17 protein-coding genes, 1 tRNA gene and 1 pseudogene are annotated in these 18,348 nt (G+C 62.5%); 7 read left to right on the top strand and 12 right to left on the bottom strand.

What is annotated here, in order from left to right:
• Nucleotides 1-133 precede the first annotated feature (133 nt).
• Complete coding sequence (locus ACROUL_RS19425; RefSeq protein ID WP_431301070.1) at nucleotides 134-1,129, top strand: alpha/beta hydrolase; 996 nt, start codon at nucleotides 134-136, stop codon at nucleotides 1,127-1,129.
• Between the two features lie 42 nt (nucleotides 1,130-1,171).
• Here ACROUL_RS19425 and ACROUL_RS19420 read toward each other — a convergent pair whose 3' ends face one another.
• A complete protein-coding gene (locus tag ACROUL_RS19420; protein ID WP_431301069.1) occupies nucleotides 1,172-2,056 on the bottom strand; it encodes a LysR family transcriptional regulator in 885 nt (294 codons plus the stop codon).
• 84 nt (nucleotides 2,057-2,140) lie between these two features.
• On the opposite strand from ACROUL_RS19420, the gene ACROUL_RS19415 reads away from it, so the two are divergent.
• Together ACROUL_RS19415 and ACROUL_RS19410 are read left to right on the top strand one after the other, a co-directional pair.
• Complete coding sequence (locus ACROUL_RS19415) at nucleotides 2,141-2,803, top strand: DUF2306 domain-containing protein (protein ID WP_431301068.1); 663 nt, start codon at nucleotides 2,141-2,143, stop codon at nucleotides 2,801-2,803.
• A gap of 79 nt (nucleotides 2,804-2,882) precedes the next feature.
• Nucleotides 2,883-3,269, top strand: a complete 387-nt coding sequence (locus ACROUL_RS19410; RefSeq protein WP_431301067.1) for a glycine zipper family protein — start codon at nucleotides 2,883-2,885, stop codon at nucleotides 3,267-3,269.
• A gap of 96 nt (nucleotides 3,270-3,365) precedes the next feature.
• Here ACROUL_RS19410 and ACROUL_RS19405 read toward each other — a convergent pair whose 3' ends face one another.
• Nucleotides 3,366-4,262 carry a LysR family transcriptional regulator gene (locus tag ACROUL_RS19405; protein ID WP_431301066.1) on the bottom strand — a complete coding sequence of 299 codons (897 nt, stop codon included), beginning with the start codon at nucleotides 4,260-4,262 and terminating at the stop codon, nucleotides 3,366-3,368.
• A gap of 86 nt (nucleotides 4,263-4,348) precedes the next feature.
• On the opposite strand from ACROUL_RS19405, the gene ACROUL_RS19400 reads away from it, so the two are divergent.
• Both ACROUL_RS19400 and ACROUL_RS19395 read left to right on the top strand, forming a co-directional pair.
• Complete coding sequence (locus ACROUL_RS19400; protein WP_431301065.1) at nucleotides 4,349-5,461, top strand: NAD(P)-dependent alcohol dehydrogenase; 1,113 nt, start codon at nucleotides 4,349-4,351, stop codon at nucleotides 5,459-5,461.
• A gap of 18 nt (nucleotides 5,462-5,479) precedes the next feature.
• Nucleotides 5,480-5,818 (top strand): DUF2867 domain-containing protein, encoded by a 339-nt coding sequence (locus ACROUL_RS19395; protein WP_431301346.1) that lies wholly within the window; start codon nucleotides 5,480-5,482, stop codon nucleotides 5,816-5,818.
• A gap of 206 nt (nucleotides 5,819-6,024) precedes the next feature.
• Here ACROUL_RS19395 and ACROUL_RS19390 read toward each other — a convergent pair whose 3' ends face one another.
• A complete protein-coding gene (locus ACROUL_RS19390; RefSeq protein WP_431301064.1) occupies nucleotides 6,025-7,422 on the bottom strand; it encodes an MFS transporter in 1,398 nt (465 codons plus the stop codon).
• Nucleotides 7,419-7,655, bottom strand: a complete 237-nt coding sequence (locus ACROUL_RS19385) for a DUF2798 domain-containing protein (RefSeq protein ID WP_431301063.1) — start codon at nucleotides 7,653-7,655, stop codon at nucleotides 7,419-7,421. The genes ACROUL_RS19390 and ACROUL_RS19385 overlap by 4 nt, the downstream gene beginning before the upstream one ends.
• 108 nt (nucleotides 7,656-7,763) lie before the next feature.
• Between ACROUL_RS19385 and ACROUL_RS19380 the strand changes: the two genes are divergently transcribed.
• Both ACROUL_RS19380 and ACROUL_RS19375 read left to right on the top strand, forming a co-directional pair.
• Nucleotides 7,764-8,684 carry a LysR family transcriptional regulator gene (locus ACROUL_RS19380; RefSeq protein ID WP_431301062.1) on the top strand — a complete coding sequence of 307 codons (921 nt, stop codon included), beginning with the start codon at nucleotides 7,764-7,766 and terminating at the stop codon, nucleotides 8,682-8,684.
• 107 nt (nucleotides 8,685-8,791) lie between these two features.
• Nucleotides 8,792-9,583 carry a DUF4386 domain-containing protein gene (locus tag ACROUL_RS19375; protein ID WP_431301061.1) on the top strand — a complete coding sequence of 264 codons (792 nt, stop codon included), beginning with the start codon at nucleotides 8,792-8,794 and terminating at the stop codon, nucleotides 9,581-9,583.
• A gap of 121 nt (nucleotides 9,584-9,704) precedes the next feature.
• Here the strand turns inward: ACROUL_RS19375 and istB are convergent, their stop codons facing one another.
• The 8 genes and pseudogenes from istB to ACROUL_RS19335 form a co-directional block, all read right to left on the bottom strand.
• Complete coding sequence (gene istB / locus ACROUL_RS19370; RefSeq protein ID WP_431298741.1) at nucleotides 9,705-10,499, bottom strand: IS21-like element helper ATPase IstB; 795 nt, start codon at nucleotides 10,497-10,499, stop codon at nucleotides 9,705-9,707.
• Nucleotides 10,489-12,021: pseudogene (istA, locus tag ACROUL_RS19365) on the bottom strand (IS21 family transposase). The gene istB and the pseudogene istA overlap by 11 nt, the downstream one beginning before the upstream one ends.
• Before the next feature lie 106 nt (nucleotides 12,022-12,127).
• The gene (locus ACROUL_RS19360) at nucleotides 12,128-12,304 is read right to left on the bottom strand and encodes an AlpA family phage regulatory protein (protein ID WP_431301060.1); all 177 of its coding nucleotides are present in this window, start codon (nucleotides 12,302-12,304) and stop codon (nucleotides 12,128-12,130) included.
• Between the two features lie 131 nt (nucleotides 12,305-12,435).
• Nucleotides 12,436-13,425, bottom strand: coding sequence for a hypothetical protein (locus ACROUL_RS19355; protein ID WP_431301059.1), 990 nt, complete (start codon nucleotides 13,423-13,425; stop codon nucleotides 12,436-12,438).
• A 139-nt stretch (nucleotides 13,426-13,564) separates the two neighbouring features.
• Complete coding sequence (locus ACROUL_RS19350) at nucleotides 13,565-14,647, bottom strand: tyrosine-type recombinase/integrase (RefSeq protein WP_431301058.1); 1,083 nt, start codon at nucleotides 14,645-14,647, stop codon at nucleotides 13,565-13,567.
• Nucleotides 14,648-14,812: 165 nt separating this feature from the next.
• Nucleotides 14,813-14,889, bottom strand: a tRNA-Met gene (locus ACROUL_RS19345).
• 57 nt (nucleotides 14,890-14,946) lie between these two features.
• Nucleotides 14,947-16,950, bottom strand: a complete 2,004-nt coding sequence (locus ACROUL_RS19340; RefSeq protein WP_431301057.1) for a hydantoinase/oxoprolinase N-terminal domain-containing protein — start codon at nucleotides 16,948-16,950, stop codon at nucleotides 14,947-14,949.
• 97 nt (nucleotides 16,951-17,047) lie between these two features.
• Entirely contained in the window at nucleotides 17,048-18,322 is a 1,275-nt protein-coding gene (locus tag ACROUL_RS19335; RefSeq protein ID WP_431301056.1) for an RNA polymerase factor sigma-54, read from the bottom strand.
• Nucleotides 18,323-18,348: the final 26 nt, after the last annotated feature.

Raw genomic sequence — 18,348 nt, 5'->3', positions numbered from 1 at the left:
AAGGGACAAACCCTACCTTGACGCCAACATGCCCCGAACTTCATAGTCAGAGGCGGCTCACGTCCGGGTGGAAATCAACACGGAAACTTGCAGCGGTTCATCCGAATACGATGTCACTCGCAGAGGACATGCATTGCGCCACCTGTTTCGCGGAATCGTCATTCTGATCATGCTCGGGATCGTCGGGTTGGTTGTAGCAATAGTGGCGATTGCGCTGCCCTTTCCGTCCATGCCGCCCGAGACAGACGTCTTCGGCTTTTCCGCCGAGAAGGAGGCGGCCAAGGCGCTCCCCCCGTTGCTGCAGTTCCGCGCCCGTGACGGCGATGCGCTTGCCTACAGGGTTTATGATTCAGCGAGTGAACGGATCCTCATCTTCATTCATGGTTCCTCCTACCACGGCGGCGGCTATGATGAGCTGGCGACCTATGTCAGCGCCGCAGGGGCCGCAAACGTCGTCCTGCCGAACATGCGCGGGCACTATTTCTCGGGGCGACGCCGAGGCGACGTCGAATACATCGGCCAGTACGAGGACGACATCGTCGATCTCATCCGGGAACTTCGCATGCAGGGCCACTTGGGGCCGATCATCCTTGGCGGCCATTCCAGTGGCGCAGGCTTTGTGTTGCGTTTCGCCGGAGGCGTGGGGCCGAAACAGGAGGCTATTGCGGGCTACATCGCCCTCGCTCCAATCATTCCGCGTACGGCCGCCGTGCGGGGTGGTGACGCGGGCGGGTGGAACGTCATTGATCTGTCCCGCATCCTGGGGCTTGTGGCGCTGAATGCCATTGGGGTGCACGGGTTCGACGGACTTCCTGTCATCGCCTTCAACAAGCCCGCCAGCGCATGGAATGGGACCGAGACCCTTGCCTATTCCTGGCGGCTCAATGTCTCTTTCCATCCTCGCAACAACTACCAGTCAGATATCAAGGCGATGCCCGCCAATTCGCTGATCCTTGTCGGTGACACGGATGAGGCCGTCGACAGAGTTGCACTGCTGGCTCTGCTAAAGGAGGCGGGATACCGGGGCGGCGCAGAAATCCTTGGCCAGACCACGCATTTCGGCATTTTCCACAACGCCGAGGCGTTGAAGCGGGTGTCTAATTACATTGCTAGTATTCCTGAACGTTGAACCAATTGACACCGTGCAGCGGCAGAGAAAACGCCACGCACGTCAAGAAAATGCTTCGGCCAGCAGATCATAGACCAGGCGGATCCGGCGGCTGGTCAAGAGCTCGCGGTGGGTGGTCAGCCAGAACGGAACCGGCAGGGCGACAAGGTCAGGCAGGACCGGTTCAACGCCGGGCAACAAGACGGCGAATTCCTTCGGCATGACGCCGATCCCAAAGCCTTGCCGGATCAACTCGCCCGCCACCACACCATTGTCGGTCACCACCTTGAACTGCGCGCGGGTCAGCGCGAGGCCGCAAGAGTTTAACCCGGCGATCAGCCGCTCCACCGGGGCAAAGCCGATGAACGTGGCGTCCGACAGATCGGCAGCGGTTTGGGGTCGGCCATGCCGGTCCAGATAGCTGCGCGCGGCGTAAAAGTGCGCGGAGGAGGTGCGGACCAGTTTTGCAATCAGCTCTGGTTGGTCCGGGCGGGCGTGGCGGATGGCGATATCCGCCTCACGCCGCCGCAGGTCGCGGATGTCGTTTGAGGCGAGAACCTCGATCTCTATCCCGGGGGCCAGATCTTTTAGGTGCATCAGGATGGGCGGAAGGAAATAGGCCGCCAGCGCGTCGCTGGCGGTGATGCAGACCTGCCCCTCGATCGCCTGTGACTGGCCCGAGGCGGCCAAGGCGATGCCAGCGGCCGCATCGCCCATTGCGCGGAACTGGTCCAGCAGGTCGACCCCGGTGGGCGTGATCGCCAAAGAGCGCCCGACCCGGTCGAAGAGGACTACACCCAAAGCCTCCTCCAGTGCCGCCACCTGCCGCGACAAGGTGGGTTGCGTCAGCCCCAAAGAGCGAGCGGCGGCGGACAGGCTGCCCGCCTCTGCCGTCGCAAGGAAGGCGCGGGCCTGGTTCCAGTCAAAGGGGGAGGTCTGCCAATTCATGCGTTTTTGTATAACGCAAAGCCGGATTTCCGCAATTTCTTTCGATCCCGCGCATAAGTAGACCGCTTTTAAAGGAGACTGATTATGCAGTTAAAACGCGTTTCGATCCGGGAGGGCTGGCCCATCGCCGCAGGGCTTTTGGCGCTGAGCGTCATCCCCGTCGCGGCCGGAGTGGTGCGGCTGGTGTCGCTGGCGACGGGCGAGACCGTTACCCTCGCCAACGCCCGGTTCTTTGCGCACCCGCTTCCCGTTCAGTTGCACATCGTGGGGGCCAGCCTGTTTTGCGTGTTGGGTGCCTTGCAGTTCTGGCCCGGCTTTCGCCGCCGCTTTCCGCACTGGCACCGTATGGCCGGGCGAATGCTGGCCCCCGCAGACATTGTGGCGGGCCTGTCTGGCCTGTGGATGAACCAGTTTTACCCTTACGGTCCGAACGACGGCCTGCTGCTCTATTTTTTCCGGCTGTTCTTTGGTGCGGCCATGGTTCTGACCATGGTTCTGGGGATCGCCGCCATCCTGCGGCGCGACGTGGCCCAGCATCGCGCCTGGATGATGCGGGCCTATGCCATTGGTCTGGGGGCGGGGACCCAAGCCGTTACACAACTGCCATGGATCCTGGCTGTCGGCCTGCCGGGGGAACTGCCAAGGGCGCTGCTGATGGGGGCTGCATGGGTTCTGAACCTTGCTGTCGCCGAGTGGTTCATCCGAAGGCAGGCGGGTGCCGTGTTCGGGGCCCCTGTCGCGGCATGACTCCGCCGCTATCGGTGAGGTTCAGTCCTTTCGCGGTCTGATCGGTCAAGCACCGCACCAATGTCACATGATTTCATACTTGAAGAAAGCAAAGACGAAAATGAAAAGCCTATATATTCTGGCCCTTTGCACCATGGTCATCCTGTCTGCCTGCGCCGATATCGGTGCCAGCTACCAGCCGATCGTTGATGGTGCCCCAAGCGCATCTTTCCAAGCCGATCTTCAAGCCTGCCAAAGTCTGGCGCGGGGTCAACATCAGCTTGATCAGGATACCATGGGCTCGGCTGCGGCGGGCGGTCTGCTTGGTGCCGCGATTGCTGACCACGACGAGAGTGGAACTGCCGTTGAGGGACTGGTCGGCGGCGCTCTTATCGGCCTCGTCGGGGGTGTGTCCAAATCGAAGGACAAGCGCGAAGCGATCGTGGTGGACTGCATGAAAGGCCGCAGCCACCGCGTTGTTGGATAGCTGTTTCATGCCCGCACATCGAATTGGGACCCGTCAGGTACGGCATAGGAAGCGCCGTCGTGGGAAGATGCTGCAGGCCAATCAGTCGACTTATGTTCAAGCCAGTTCCTTTGCCAGCAAGTCGAACACCAACCGGATACGCCGGCTGGTGTTGAGTTCCCGGTGCGCAACCAGCCAGATCGGAAACATCAGCGGTGCAAGGTCTGGCAGAACTCGCGTGACCTTTGGCTCGGCATCGCCGATCGAGCCGTCCAGAATCCCGATGCCAAGGCCATGCTTCACCAGTTCCCACATGACGAGATAATTCTCGGTCAAAATCGGGAAGTTGCGCTCCGTCAGATGAAAGCCCATCGCGTTCAACCCCTTCAAAAACATGCCCGAGCCATCGATGCTGATGAAATCAGCCTGCCGCAAGTCATAGGGCAGTTGGGGATTGTTGAGGCTGTCAATATATGCGGGCGTTGCATAAAGCCGGGCCGGAACGTCGCGGATCTTTCGCGCAACCAGATCCGGTTCAGTCGGGCGGAAGTTGCGGATGGCGATGTCCGCTTCACGCCGCAACAGAGCGCTGGCCTTGGAGGAAACGACGATCTCGACCTCGATTCCGGGCTGGGCCTGTCGCAACTTGGCAAGAATGGGCGGTAGAAGAAAAGCGGCGTAGACATCGCTCGCCGCGATCACCACCTTGCCCTCGACGGACTGGGATTGACCGGCCGCTGACAACGACATTCGATTGGCGGCCTCGCCCATAGCGCGAACATGGTCCAGAAGTTCCAGCCCACTTGGCGTCAGTGTCAGCCCACGCCCGACGCGTTCGAACAGAAAAACCCCAAGCTCTTCTTCCAGCGCATCGACTTGCCGGCCAAGTGTAGGCTGCGCCAAGCCGAGGGCTCGGGCGGCTGCCGAAAGAGACCCTTCCTCGGCTGTGACAAGGAATGCTCTTGCCCGGTTCCAGTCGAATCTGACGGCGCGCCAATCCATGCATAAACGCATATCAAATAGGCCATGACGGTCAATGTATCTGCATGGGTGAAATGCCTAGAAGGAACGGGCAAAACACCAAACAAGGAAGTCTTTGAATGAAAGCCGCCGTCTACAAGAAATATGGCCCGCCCAGCGTCGTCGTCCTGGCCGATGTGCCGATGCCATCTCCGAAGGCCGATGAGGTCCTGATCCGCATCCATGCCACGACCGTCAGCACCGCTGACTGGCGGGCGCGCAGTCTGGCCATGCCAGCGGGCTTTGGAACGATGGGGAGGCCATTCTTCGGCTTGTTTGGGCCGAGGCAGCCGATCTTGGGCACGGAATTGGCCGGGGAAATCGTCGCGATGGGCAAGGCCGTCACGCGGTTCAAGTTGGGCGATCACGTCTTTGCCTTTACCGGCGCCAAGTACGGCTGCCATGCCGAATACCGGGTGATGCCGCAAGACGGGCTGATCATGCAGAAGCCCGCCAACCTTTCCTTTGAAGAGGCCGCAGCCTTGTCTTTTGGCGGGACGACGGCGCTGTATTTTCTCAAGGCCAAGGCGGGCATCAAAAGTGGCGACAGCGTCCTGATCATCGGCGCTTCGGGATGCATCGGAACCGCCGCGGTGCAGATTGCCAAGCATTTTGGCGCGAATGTTACTGGCGTCTGCAGCACGGCCAACCTGAGCCTTGTCCGCCGGATTGGCGCTGATGCGGTGTTCGACTACACCGCACAGGACATTGCTTCAGTGAGCCAAACCTATGACATCATCCTGGATACGACTGGCACCGCGCCCTACGCGCGGTGTGGGCACTTGCTGAAGCCCGGCGGCAGATTGCTGATCGCGCTTGGCACACTGGCAACGGTCCTTGGCATCGGCGGCCCGCGCCGATCCAGTGGACACCAGTCCATCGCCGGAGTGGTCAAGGTGACGATCGCAGACTTGCGTCAGTTGGCCGATCTAGCCGCTGTGAGCGCCTTTCGCCCGGTCATTGACAGCGCCTACCCGCTGGAGAACGCGGCGGAAGCCCACGCCTATGTCGATCAGGGTCACAAGCGCGGCAGTGTCATCCTAAGCGTGGGAGCAACCGCGGCCCAAGACACAACCGATCTTGTTGGCCCCAGGGATCAGCTCGCCTTCTTGAATAGTCAGTCGGTTCTTCTGCCCCAACCCATCACTGCGCTAGAGGCATGGCGGCGTATCATGGCGCGGCCCTTGCCCTGACTTGGCGTTGCGTTTGCGCTGCGCGATGCGATTTCGGCCCGGTTCGGAGTAAAGCGGATCGGCGGTTTTTCAGGCGGTTTGGTTGAGTTATCCCAAGTCGGGGGCCAATTGGACTTCTTTCTGATCGAACGGCTGGAGGACACCAAGATGACCCTCACCGCCCGCGACCGGCATCTGGATGTGATGATCTGCATCGAGATGGACGGCTGCAAGATCAACATCACGGCCTCGGTCGTCACCCACAACCTTTTTGGCCGTCTTTACATGATTCCAGTCGCCCCGGCCCATCGGCTGATCGTTTGGTTGCAGTTGCGGCGCTTGCTTTTGCCGACAGTGCCCAAGCCGCATGCCGGTTGATCCAATCCCAAAACATGGTGCGGGTTTTGTCCCTTAATGCAGCGCCCATTTACTGCGCCCGGTTTGGCACCTGCCGGATGGGTCTTGGATATGACGAGGATGTGCAGCTTTAGGCTGCCCTGCGCAATGAACGGGCGCGGCGGCTGGTGGTAATAATGCTGGCCAACCGCCGCGCGCCCGTCATGCGCACGACGGCTGAGGGTCAATTACTTAAGTCTGCGACCCAAGAGGGTCACGCAAAACGCTGCACTTGCAAGCACAGCAGCGACGGCAAAGGTAAGCCGCAATCCGGCCCCACCTCCGGTTCCAAGCCCGAATAGAGCTTCACTCTTTGATCCAAAGGCGAAGACTGCCCCCATGGCCGAAGCTCCCGTGATGAGACCAAGGTTTCTGGATAAACCCAAAAGGGCAGATGTGACGCCGCGACGCTCACTTGGGGCACCGTTCATGACGGCCGTATTGTTCGCGGCCTGAAACAGCGCATAGCCTGCTGTGATGATTGCAAGGCCGCCGATGTATCCATTCACGCCAAAAGCGCCGGGCAGCAGCATCATCAGGACTGACCCCACGACGACACCAAGCAACCCTGAGTAGGTCACGGTCGACTCGCCAAAGCGGTCCACCAGCCGACCGGCTGGAATGCCCGCCAACGCGGAGACGCCCGGCCCCACGGACATCGCGAACCCGGTTTGCACAGGGCTGAGCCGCAGAACCCCGGACAGGAAGAACGGGCCAACGACAAGGGTGGCCATCATGATAGTCGAGACCAGCGCCATCGACACGAGACCTGCCGCCAAAGCGCGGTCCCGCAACAGTGCCAGTTGAACCAGTGGAACAGTCGTGCGGTTTTCGATCGCGACAAAGGTGGCCATGCCGATCAAGGCCAAGAGTCCCAGCCCCACGTTGGTCATGCCAGGTGTGGCACCACCCAGCGTGGTCGAAAGGGCATAGGCGCCAAGTGACAACGCCAGCACCATCATGCCTGGCAAATCAAAGGTGAAATGCATGGGCTTTTTGGCGACATCAGACGGAAAGACCTGGGCACCGAACACGAAAACGCCAGCACCGGACGCTGCCATGAAGGCAAAGACCGCCGGCCAGCCAAATGCGTTGATCAGCAGCCCGCCCAGTGATGGCCCGAGGGCCGTTCCTACCGCTGAAACCGTGCCCAGCAGGCCCATCGCGCTTCCCGTGCGATCCTTGGGGACCATGTCACTGACCGATGCGATCGTAAGTGCCATCATGATCGCGGCCCCAAGGCCCTGCACGCCGCGCATTGCGACCAGCCACCAGAGGTTTGGCGCAATGGCACCGCAGGCAGATGCCGCGGCAAAGATCCCGATTCCGAACAGAAGAACGCGTCGTCGCCCCAGCATGTCGCCCAGACGACCAGCGCCCACGATAAGGGTCGTGACAGCCAGCAGGTAGGCAATGACCACCCATTGCACGTCCTGAATCGGCGCATGAAACGACGTCGCAAGGGTGGGCAGGGCCACGTTGGTGATGCTTGTCCCCAGCGATGGAAGAAGCATCGCAAGGGACAGGGCCGCGAGCCGCAGCCGAAACGTGCGGACGGGCTGCTGGGGCACGGCGGTGATTGTCATGCTCTGGCCTCCGGTTTCTTGACGACGCGCGCAACCAACTGCCGAGTGATCGGTGCGACCGCCAGCACGACCGGGAAGGCAACGAGCCAGGACAGCAGCCAGGCATTCATCCACAGGCCAAGGACCCCATCGATCAACCCGGCATTTCGAAGGGTAGCGATGCCAGAGACTACAGCGGACATTAGACCTGACAGGATGAAACCGAAGAGATAGGGGGCAAAACGAGACGGCATTTGAAACTCCATTTCATGAGGTTCTTGTCAGATAGCCGCCAGCTTGATATTGCGGAATACGCATTGATTGCACTTTATCCATGCGTCTGACGCCATGTGTTGTGAGAGGTGCCCTTGCCTGATCTGAACCTGCTGGTGACACTTGATGTCTTGTTGTCCGAAGGCAGTGTTGCCAGCGCCGCGCGTCGGCTGCGCTTGAGTCCATCGGCAATGAGCCGGGCGCTTTCGCGGTTGCGTGACGTGACCGGCGATCCGCTTTTAGTGCGGGCGGGTAGGGGGCTTGTCCCGACGCCCCGGGCGATTGAGCTTCGTGAGCAGGTCGGCACGCTCGTTGACGGCGCGAACGCCGTGCTTCGCCCGGCCGAAAAGCTTGATCTTGGCAAACTTGACCGTCGCTTTACGCTTCGGACCAGCGAGGGTTTTGCCGAGACCTTCGGCCCGCAACTGCTCACTATGTTAGAGGCGCAGGCGCCCGGCGTGACCCTGCAGTTCTTGACGAAGACCGACAAGGAAAGCGCCCCGTTGCGCGACGGCGAGGTCGACCTCGAAACGGGAGTCATCGACGCAGATACAGCGCCAGAACTACGCGCTTTGCCGCTGTTTGACGATCGCTGGGTCGGGGTGGTTCGAGAGGGCCATTCCCTGTCCCAAGGTCCGATGACCGCCAGCCGCTTTGCCTCGGCCGGTCATGTTCTGGTGCTGCGGCGCGGGCTGCACAGCCGTCAGATTGATGAAGCTGTGCAGTTGGAAGGTCTGGAACGACGGATTGCCACGGTCGTCAACGGGTTCTCGACTGCGCTGGCGCTGGCGCGCGAAACCGATTTGGTCGCCACCGTGCCCGAGCGGCACACAGAGGGGTTGCGCAAGGGATTGCACAGCTTTGCCTTGCCGGTCGCGGTAGTCCCTTTCACCATCTCGGTTCTGTGGCATCCGCGCATGGATGGCGACCTAGCGCATCGCTGGCTTCGGGGTTGCGTGCGGACTATCTGCGGCACCCGGCGGAGCGACGACGAACGGGCTTTACCCTGACATCGCGTCCTGTGCAGGGTTGCCGTGCAAACGCTGTGCGTTCTGCCCCACTCCGTTTTGCGCCAAGATGAGGTTCGTTCAACCCAAATATTCCAGGAAGGCTTTCAATGACAATGCCTCCGGCCCCGGCCGCAAAAGTCCATCCCCCGTCTGGCGCAGCCCCCGGCATGACGCCCGCAGCGCGAGCCACACTGACTTTGGCGGCTGAGCAGAAGTCTCAGATTTTGGCGCGGCTTGCGGGTGGGCTTTTCCTCGTCACCTTCGTCACGTCCATCCCGGCGCTTCTCCTGTGCTATGCGCACGCTCTGGGGGACCCCGGCTTTATCCTTGGCGGCGGCTTTGACAGGGGCGTATCGACGGGGGCGCTGCTTGAACTGTTCCTTATCGCCGCAAATGTCGGCACGGCACTGGTGCTGTACCCCGTCCTGCGCAAGCATAGCGAGGTGCTTTCACTGGGATACGTGGCTGCGCGCCTGACCGAAAATGGGTTCATCGCCGTTGGCATCGTTGCCCTGATGGCGCTGAACACGCTGCGGCTGCACGCAAGCGGGGCCGATCCGGCCATGCTGCTGGCCGCCGGACAGACGCTTGTCGCAGTCCATGACTGGACCTTCCGCATTGGGCCTGGCGTGATCGTCGGTATCGGCAACGGGCTGATCCTCGGCACTCTGATGTGGAAAACGCGGCTGGTGCCGCGCGCAATGTCGATTTTGGGCCTGATTGGCGGCCCTGCAGTGCTGATGGCTGGCATTGCCGTTCTGTTCGGCACCATCGAGGCCGGTTCCGCAGTGCAAGCAATTTCGACTGTGCCGGAATTCTTGTGGGAACTGTCGCTGGGCATATGGTTGTTAGTGAAAGGGTTTGACCGCACCGCCCTCACAGAACTGAACCAAACTTAGCCGCGAGAAGGGTTGAGCAAGGTCAATTTCAATGACGAAATCCTTAGACTGTTGATTTCCACCCAGAACTGAGCCGGGTTTTCCACCGAGAAGTGAGCCACCTCTGACTATGGATTTCGTATCATGCTGGGGTCAAGGCATGGTTTGTCTCCTTCTTCTTCCTGGCTGCTGCGGCTGAACTGGCCTTGAAGCGGAAGCTGTCGTTTCCGGTCTCCAGGATGTGGCAGCGGTGGGTGAGGCGGTCGAGCAAGGCGGTGGTCATCTTTGCGTCGCCGAAGACCGTGGCCCATTCGCTGAAGCTCAGGTTTGTGGTGATGACGACGCTGGTGCGTTCGTAGAGTTTGCTCAGCAGGTGGAAGAGCAGCGCCCCACCCGAGGCGCTGAAGGGCAGATATCCCAGTTCGTCGAGGATCACCAAGTCGAGCTTGGTCAGGCTTTCTGCGATCTGCCCGGCCTTGCCCTTTGCCTTTTCCTGTTCGAGGGCGTTGACCAGTTCGATCGTCGAGAAGAAGCGGACCTTGCGGCGATGATGCTCGATGGCCTGGATGCCGAGTGCGGTTGCGACATGGGTCTTGCCGGTTCCCGGACCGCCGATCAGCACGATGTTCTGTGCGCCATCCATGAACTCACAGCGGTGCAGGGTCCTGACGGTGGCCTCGTTGATCTCGCTGGCGGCGAAGTCGAAGCCCGAGAGGTCCTTGTAGGCCGGGAAGCGTGCGGCCTTCATGTGATAGGCAATGGAACGGACCTCGCGTTCAGCCAGTTCGGCCTTCAGCAGTTGCGACAGGATCGGGATGGCCGCTTCAAAGGCCGGTGCTCCCTGCTCGATCAGATCGGTGACGGCCTGTGCCATGCCATACATCTTCAGGCTGCGGAGCATGATGACGATGGCGCCGCTGGCGGGATCATGACGCATGGCGGCCTCCGGCGATCTGGTTGCGCAGGCCGTCATAGCGTTCGACATTGGCCTTGGGCTCGCGGCGCAGGGTCAGTGCCTGCGGGGTATCCAGTGGTGGCCCACCGATCACCTTGCCGTCGACCAGTCGGTGCAGCAGGTTCAGCACATGGGTCTTGGTCGGCACGCCCTCGGCCAGTGCCAACTCCACGGCGATGAGCACCGCCTGTTCATCGTGCTGAAGAACCAGGGCGAGGATGTCTGCCATCTCGCGATCACCGCCGGGCTTGCGCAGCATGTGATCCTGCAACTGCCTGAAGGCAGACGGCAATTCTGCGAAGGGCGCACCATTCCGAAGCGCCCCGGGCTTACGCTGAACGACAGCCAGATAATGCCGCCAGTCGTAGATCGTCCGCGGTGGCAGGTGGTGGCTGCGTTCGATGATCCGCGGATGCTCGCACAGGATGTTACCCTCCGCTGCCACGACCAGCCGGTCGGGATAGATCCGCAGGCTGATGGGCCGGTTCGCGAATGACGCCGGAACGCTGTAGCGATTGCGCTCGAAGCTGATCAGGCAGGTGGGCGAGACACGCTTGCTCACCTCTATGAATCCGTCAAAGGCGACAGGCAAGGGCATCAGGGCGGCCTGCTCTTCGGCCCAGACATCGGCGATCGTGCCGGGCAGCGTGCCATGGGCGGTCTCGCGCCACAGCTCCTGGCAACGCTGCTCCAGCCAGGCATTCAGTGCGGCGATATCGGGGAAGTCCGGCATGCCTTGCAGCATCTGGTGGCGAGCGTCGCGGACGTTCTTCTCGACCTAGCCTTTCTCCCAACCTGCGGCCGGATTGCAGAAGTCAGGCTCGAAGACATAGTGGTTGGTCATGGCCAGGAACCGGATGTTGACCTGCCGTTCCTTGCCGCGGCCGACACGATCCACCGCCGTGCGCATGTTATCGTAGATCCCGCGCCCGGGCACGCCGCCGAAGACCCGGAACCCGTGCCAATGCGCGTCGAACAGCATCTCGTGGGTCTGCAAGGGATAGGCTCGCAGCAAGAAGGCCCGGCTGTGCGACAGCTTGACATGGGCGACCTGCAGCTTCCTGCGCTCACCGCCCAGAACCGCAAAGTCCTCGCTCCAGTCGAACTGGAAGGCTTCGCCCGGGCGGAATGACAGCGGAACAAAGGTGCCGCGTCCCGTGGTCTGTTGGTCGCGCTGGCGATCCGCTCGCCACCCCCGCGCGAAGGCTGCCACCCGGCCATAGGAACCGGTGAAGCCCAGCGTCACCAGATCGGTGTGCAACTGCTTCAGCGTCCGCCTCTGCTTGCGTGCCTTCGCGGCCTCGGTCTTCAGCCAGCCGGCCAGCTTGTCGGCGAAGGGGTCAAGCTTGCTCGTCCGTTCCGGCGTGGCAAACCTCGGCTCGATCGTGCCCGCCGCCAGATGCTTGGCCACGGTATTGCGCGACAGGCCCGTGCGCCGGGCGATCTCCCGGATCGACAGCTTCTGCCGCAAGTGCATGCGTCGGATGATGTTCAAAAGTCCCATGTGGATCACTCCGTTGCCCCCGCCGCTCTCCGCTCCAGGGGAAGGTTCACATGGCTCAATTCTCAGTGGAAATTACCCGCCCACCCGGCTCAGTTCTGGGTGGAAATCAACAGTCTTCGGCCTTCCAGACCGTGGTGCGCGGGCCAAGCTTCTGCGGCTTCGGAAAGCGACCGTCCCGCACACCCTGCCACCAGGTCGACTTGGAAACCGGGATCGGACCGGCAGGGGCGAGAATGGACGACAGCCGGACCAAGCCGGTGCGGGGAAAGGCGGAGTGGGTCATTGTTGGTTGCCTCGGTGCTATACGGTCCGGGCAAACTGCCCAAAGATCGATAGCGTGAGGCCGAACAGTGCAGCGCACTATCCGAGCAGATTCAAACTCATGAAATTAAACAAAAATATCCGATGTATTCGTTATACGAATAGTCTCTCGTGAGGTCTCCATCCGTTAGGCAGATGTTGTGCGCCCAACCTAAGGTATTTCAGAATCGTGTCGCGCGAGATTTCTAGGCCGAGTCGAGCGGCGATGTCCTGAAGCTCGATGGGGATCGGACTTCGCTTACTGTCAGGGTCGTATCCAAATTGTTCGATGGCGACTGCAACGAGGAGTTTGGCCATCCCAAGGCGTTCCCTTGGGTCGAGCCGTTGATCAGGCTTGCCGTTTGCCTGGGCCACCTGCTGTTCGACCGCTCCAACCGGCGTGACATCCAACGATGCTGAAGTCAGAGCCAAACCGACGTCTGGCGCAACCTCCCTTTGCACCATTGCCTCCAACATCCTGCGAAAGCCCGGGTGGAGCTCATGTTGCACCCGGTTTGCCCAGTTCAGGACGGACTGCGCGGTTTGACGGCGTCCATAGTCGTTCGGATCGAGACTGCGTCTGAAGAGTTCACGCTGTGCCATAATGTGCGTGACCACAGGGTCGCGCTGCGTGGCGCTCTGCGACGGACGGTCCACAGCCCGGATGAACTCTGGCAACGGTTCCAGGCCAACTGAAAGCCAAAGTATCTCATCGAGGGAGAAATAGGCGGCCTTAGCCCAGTAGTCATACTTCGCAAAGGTGCGGTCCGGGTCGAGCAAGGCCAACTGCCAAACACTCAAACTTCGAATCCGTGTAATGAAATCTTCCCGCTGTTGCGAGCACCATGTCTTCTGCTCCGGCGTCTTGGGCAGTCCGCGTTCAGTGAAGCCGTCCAAAAGCTCATCAAGCGGAATGCCCGACAAGTGCTTTACAGATTTGGATCGGTTTGCGCTGATCGCGTCGAACAGTTTGCGCGCTGAAATCGCGAAGTCTTCGCCAAGCTTAGGCGGGTCGCTTGAAGGGAAGACATTGAGGAACGGAGCGATCTGAAAGAGAATGTGAAAGTGCAGGGTCTTGCGGATCTCGACCTCTTCGTCTTGCATTCGCCAGCCGCCCCTACCGAAATCACTTAGTGGCTAAGTCTGTCCGAACTTGATCTAGGAAGCCAGCCCACCAGTCCGCCATCCTGACACGCTCGTCCCAATGCTCGCCGCGTGCGTATGCCCGGCGAGTGTCGTTTTCTTAGAGGTGAGCCAGTGCGCGCTCGATCGCGTCCGGGTTCCAAAGCCCACTTTCGTTCGCGAGGGTTGAAAAGGTCGCCCTGAACCCGTGCGAGGTCAATTCGTCGGCTCCAAAGCCCATTCGCCGAAGCGCAGTGTTCAAGGTGTTTTCGCTCATGACGCGGACGGAGGACACCAATGAGGGTAAGACGAACTCACTGGCACCCGTCAGTCTTTTGAGGTCGGACAGGTACGCAACGGCCTTTTTAGCAAGAGGCACCCTATGCGGGCGGCGCATTTTCATACGGTCAGCCGGAATCGACCACACCGCACCTTCAAGGTCGAACTCCGTCCATTTCGCTTTCCGGAGTTCGCCCGGCCTTGGTGCTAGTAAGGCAAGCAATTGAAGTGCAAGCCGTGTCACGGCTTGACCGTGGAACTCGTCAATCGCGCGCATAAGGTCACCCAAAGCCCTTGGATCAACTATGGCAGCCCGAGGCTTCGCCGTTGGCCGTATCAAGGCGTCTTTCAGTGCATAGGTGGGGTCAGTTGTGGCGGTTCCATTCGCTACGGCAAAGCGAAACACGGCGCTGATCTTTGACCGGAGGCGCTTGGCAGTTGCGTAGTTAACCTTAGCCTCCAACTTGCGAAGGCAGCGCAGGATCATCGGCGAGGTTATTTCCGACACTGGCTTTGCACCGAAATCCGCGACTGCCATTTCCAGAAGCCACTCGGTCTTTGCCAGAGTAGTGTCCGCTCGACCTTCTTTCCTTGTCTTGTTGAAATATGCCACAGCCTGGCTCTCGAAGGTTAGACCGCGACGCTCCTTGTCTTCCCGCTTTCGGTCTTGCTTCTCTTGGCTCGGGTCTTTGCCTGCTGCCAACAAAGCCGGCGCGGCGTCACGGGCTTGGCGGGCCTGTGCAAGTCTGATCTCCGGATACGACCCAACGGCAAGCAACTTCTCCTTGCCGTCGATGCGGTACTTCTGGTGCCAAAGGCGCGACCCCGTGGGCTTGACCAAAAGGAACAGCCCTTGGAAGTCAGATACCTTGTACGGCATGTCGCGAGGCTTCAGGTTTCGAATCGTGGCGTCGGTCAATGGCATGATGGGGGTAGCGCCTTTTCAGCTTTCGGCAGATACCCCCAGAAGCACCCCCAAACCGGGGGTATTTCAGCGGACTACCCTAGACTGCATCGGACAATCGAACTTCATGAAACCCTTGTATGCAAGGATCTTTTGGATGTCTCTGGCTGAGTTTGGATGGGAAAGTGGTGGCGAGGGGGGGACTCGAACCCCCGACCCCGTGATTATGAGTCACGTGCTCTAACCAGCTGAGCTACCTAGCCACTGGGCGCGGGATTAAGGGCGCGTCCAGTGAAGGTCAAGCCTGAATCGCTGCGGCTTCATCCATGCGCCACGCGCGGACGACCCGAGGCTTTGGCGGTCACGGTCGCTTCGATGAACATGGCGCGCCCCTCGACCTCGGCCTCGCGCACGTCGCGGGCCACCGTCACGCGCAAGTCCACCGCCCCGGCCCGCCGCGCGCGGTCCGATGCCTCGGCCACCAGCGCCGCCTCCATCGCGTCAAGCGCCGCATCGCGAGTGCTGAAAACCTGCAACCCGTCGGTCAGATGCGCCACGAAGCGCCCCTCGGCGGGCGACGAGACGATGCCCTGCACCCGCTGGCTGACCTGCCCTGCCACCGCACCGATCGCGTTGGCGACCCCGGCATGGTCCGGCAGGATCATCTCGCAGCCCAGCCGCGCACCAACCGCGCCATAATAGAACGGCGCCGACGCCCCGAGCCCGATCACCGGCACACCCAGCCGCGCTGTCACCTCGATCACCCCGCGGTGCCGCGCCAGACCGGCCCGCGTCAGCGCATGGCGCGCCAGCGCCTCGGGCGGCTCGCCCGCAAAGGCCGGATCCTCGCCGAACGCGGCCTCCAGCAGGCACTCCACCGTCTGCGCCGTCAGCTGGTCGACCACGGCACGCGCAAACGGCTCTGGCCCTGATGCGAACCGCTCGCCCGCCCCGGTCCGCCGCCGCGCCATCAGGCGCACCGCCTTTTCGGCAGCCGCCCGGTCCCAGGCATCCAGTCCCCCCAGCACATGGCTTGCGTCCGAAGGCGTCACCCCCGCCACCATCACCAGACCGCGCGCGACCAGCCGCTCCAGCGCCGCCACCTCCAGCCTTGAGGTCAACGCCTGCGCCATCGGCATCGGCACCCGCAGGCGCTCCAGCACTGCCGCCTCGCGTGCCGACAGCCCCCCCGTCTGCCCGGCCATCGGCACCACGAACCGCCCGTCCATCTCTCCGACCGCATCGGCGCTTAGCCACCTGTCCAACGCGGCATGCACCATCGCCCCATGCTCCACCGCCAGAAGCGACACCGGGATCAACCGCCGTGGCCCCAGCCGCAAGCCGCCCTTCAGCCCCTCGGTGACCAGATGCACCTCGCTGTCGCCGCCAAGGCCCGTGGTGCGCATCGCCACCGCCTCGACCATCGTGCGAAACCCGCCGACCCGCGCGCCTTCTGGGTCGATCTCGGGCAGACCATCGCGCAACAGCGCAACATCGGTTGTCGTGCCGCCAATGTCGCTGACCAGCGCGTCCGACGCCCCAGTCAGCCAGCGTGCGCCCACGATGCTGGCGGCAGGCCCGGAAAGGATCGTCTCGATCGGCCGCTCGCGCACCATTGCCGCCGAAATCAGCGCCCCGTCGCCCCGCACCACCATCAACGGCGCATCGATGCCAATCGCCAAAAGATGCCGCTCGCAGGCCGCCACCAGCCGGTCGATCATCCCGATCAGCCGCGCGTTCAACACCGCCGTCAGCGCCCGCTTCGGCCCGTTCAACTGCGCCGACAACTCATGGCTGCATGTCACCGGCCGCCCCGTCACCCTGCGGATCACCTCCCGCGCGGCCATTTCATGCGCGGGGTTGCGGGTGGCAAAGCGCGCGGCCACGGCAAAGCCCATCACCTCTTCGCCCAGCTTGCCGACCTCCGCTTCCAGCGCCGCCATATCCAGCGCCGCCGCCTCGGTTCCCGCATGGCTGTGCCCGCCGGCCACCGACAACACCGGATCGCCTTTCAGCGCCTCGGTCAGCCCGCCGCGCGTCAGGTCGTCGGCATCGAACCCGATCACCACAAGGGCGACCCGTCCGCCTTGTCCCTCGACCAGCGCATTCGTCGCCAGCGTGGTCGACAACGACACCAGCGATACCTCCGCCGCCGTTACCCCCGCCGCCGCAATCGCCGCATCCACGGCCTGCCCGATGCCCACCGCCAGATCATGCCGGCTGGTCAGCGCCTTTGCCTTGCCGATCACCTCGGTCGCGGCCTCATCGAGGATCACCGCATCGGTGTAGGTGCCGCCCGTGTCGACACCCAGAAAATACCCCATGACCCTACGCTCCGCCGACTGCCCGTTTCGCCCCTGCTACCGTGCGAGGCCGCAAAGATCATCCCCTTGCGCGACATTCGCAGGCGAAATCGCGGCCCTAGTGCCGCACCTCAGGTTTGCGCTTGCGTCGATGCGCAGGGTGCAGGCCGAGCATTCCGCGATACTTCGCCACCGTCCGCCGCGCCACGGGGCTACCCTCCGCCGATAGCGCCGCCGCCAGCGCGTCGTCGGACAAGGGCGCGTCGGCGGGCTCGTCGGCCACCAGCCGCGTCAGTCGGTCGCGCAGCGCCGCCGCCGAAGGCCCACCCCGAGTGACCGATTGGCTGAACAGCGCGCGCAGCCACCACGTCCCCTTCGGCGTATCCACCGCCGTGCCCGCCACGATCCGGCTGATCGTGCTTTGGTGCAACCCCAGCGCCTCGGCCACCTCGGCCATCGTCATCGGCACCAATGCCCCGGTCCCGGATTCCAGCGCCGCCGCCTGCCGCATCAGAATCTCGCGTCCCACGGTCAGCAACGTGGCATTGCGCCCCTCCACCAGACGGATCAACGCCCGCGCCTCGGCCCGCCCCTTGCCCTTGGTGTCCGCCAGCGACAACGATGGCAGCGCTGACCGGTTAAGCGAGATTTCCCACCCCGCGTCGCCTTTTCTTGCCATCAGGTCAGGCTCGCGCACCGGGGCGGCGCAAGCCTCAAAACGCGCGCCGGGCTTGGGGTCAAAGCCGCGGATCACCGCGATCTTGCGCCGCACCTCGGCCTCGGTCAGCCCGGTTTCGCGCGCCACCCGCGCCAGATCGCCTGCAGCCACCAGATCCAGCCGCGCCAGCACCGCATCCAGCCCCGCGTCCAGCACCTCGGCCTCGGCGGCCTGCAACCGCAGGCAATCGGCCAGCGACCGCGCAAACAGCCCCGACGGCTCGACATGCGCCTGTATCCGCACCAGCACCGCCTCGGTATCGGGCACCGACGCGCCCGCCTGCGCCGCAATGGCGGGCAGCGGCCGGCCCAGCCAGCCTGTCGGCTCCAGCGCCTCGATCAACGCATCCGCGATGCGCGCCTCGCGCGGGCCCAGCCGCAGTGTCCCGATGGCATCCGAGACATGCGCGATCAGGCTCGGCCCCGCCGCCTCCACCTCCGGCTGCTCGCCGCCGCCCCCTCCGATGCCCCGCAGCATCGCATCGCGCCAGCGCGGCAGCCATTCGCCGGGGGTCTGCTTGCCCAGCACCAGCTGCGGGTTTTCCGCAGCCTGCTCCTCCAGATACTGCGTCAGCCCCTCGGCATCCGCGCGCAAGATGCGGATCGAGGTGGCAAGCCCCGTGGTCAGCGTCAGGCGCTGTGTCTGCTGAACGGATATCCGGCTTCTGGATTTCATGCCGACGTTGATCCCATTCGCGCGGC

The sequence above is a fragment of the Tabrizicola sp. BL-A-41-H6 genome (assembly GCF_050632395.1).
Classification (GTDB): domain Bacteria; phylum Pseudomonadota; class Alphaproteobacteria; order Rhodobacterales; family Rhodobacteraceae; genus JAUYQR01.
The sequence above is the reverse complement of the archived record's forward strand: the minus strand, read 5'-3'. Positions and strand labels throughout refer to the sequence as shown.

Coding starts and splice junctions, on each gene's coding strand:
- ACROUL_RS19420 (WP_431301069.1), bottom strand. CDS start 2,056: ATGAATTGGCAGACCTCCCCCTTTGACTGGAACCAGGCCCGCGCCTTC.
- ACROUL_RS19415 (WP_431301068.1), top strand. CDS start 2,141: ATGCAGTTAAAACGCGTTTCGATCCGGGAGGGCTGGCCCATCGCCGCA.
- ACROUL_RS19405 (WP_431301066.1), bottom strand. CDS start 4,262: ATGCGTTTATGCATGGATTGGCGCGCCGTCAGATTCGACTGGAACCGG.
- ACROUL_RS19400 (WP_431301065.1), top strand. CDS start 4,349: ATGAAAGCCGCCGTCTACAAGAAATATGGCCCGCCCAGCGTCGTCGTC.
- ACROUL_RS19390 (WP_431301064.1), bottom strand. CDS start 7,422: ATGACAATCACCGCCGTGCCCCAGCAGCCCGTCCGCACGTTTCGGCTG.
- ACROUL_RS19385 (WP_431301063.1), bottom strand. CDS start 7,655: ATGCCGTCTCGTTTTGCCCCCTATCTCTTCGGTTTCATCCTGTCAGGT.
- ACROUL_RS19375 (WP_431301061.1), top strand. CDS start 8,792: ATGACAATGCCTCCGGCCCCGGCCGCAAAAGTCCATCCCCCGTCTGGC.
- istB (WP_431298741.1), bottom strand. CDS start 10,499: ATGCGTCATGATCCCGCCAGCGGCGCCATCGTCATCATGCTCCGCAGC.
- ACROUL_RS19360 (WP_431301060.1), bottom strand. CDS start 12,304: ATGACCCACTCCGCCTTTCCCCGCACCGGCTTGGTCCGGCTGTCGTCC.
- ACROUL_RS19355 (WP_431301059.1), bottom strand. CDS start 13,425: ATGCAAGACGAAGAGGTCGAGATCCGCAAGACCCTGCACTTTCACATT.
- ACROUL_RS19350 (WP_431301058.1), bottom strand. CDS start 14,647: ATGCCATTGACCGACGCCACGATTCGAAACCTGAAGCCTCGCGACATG.
- ACROUL_RS19340 (WP_431301057.1), bottom strand. CDS start 16,950: ATGGGGTATTTTCTGGGTGTCGACACGGGCGGCACCTACACCGATGCG.
- ACROUL_RS19335 (WP_431301056.1), bottom strand. CDS start 18,322: ATGAAATCCAGAAGCCGGATATCCGTTCAGCAGACACAGCGCCTGACG.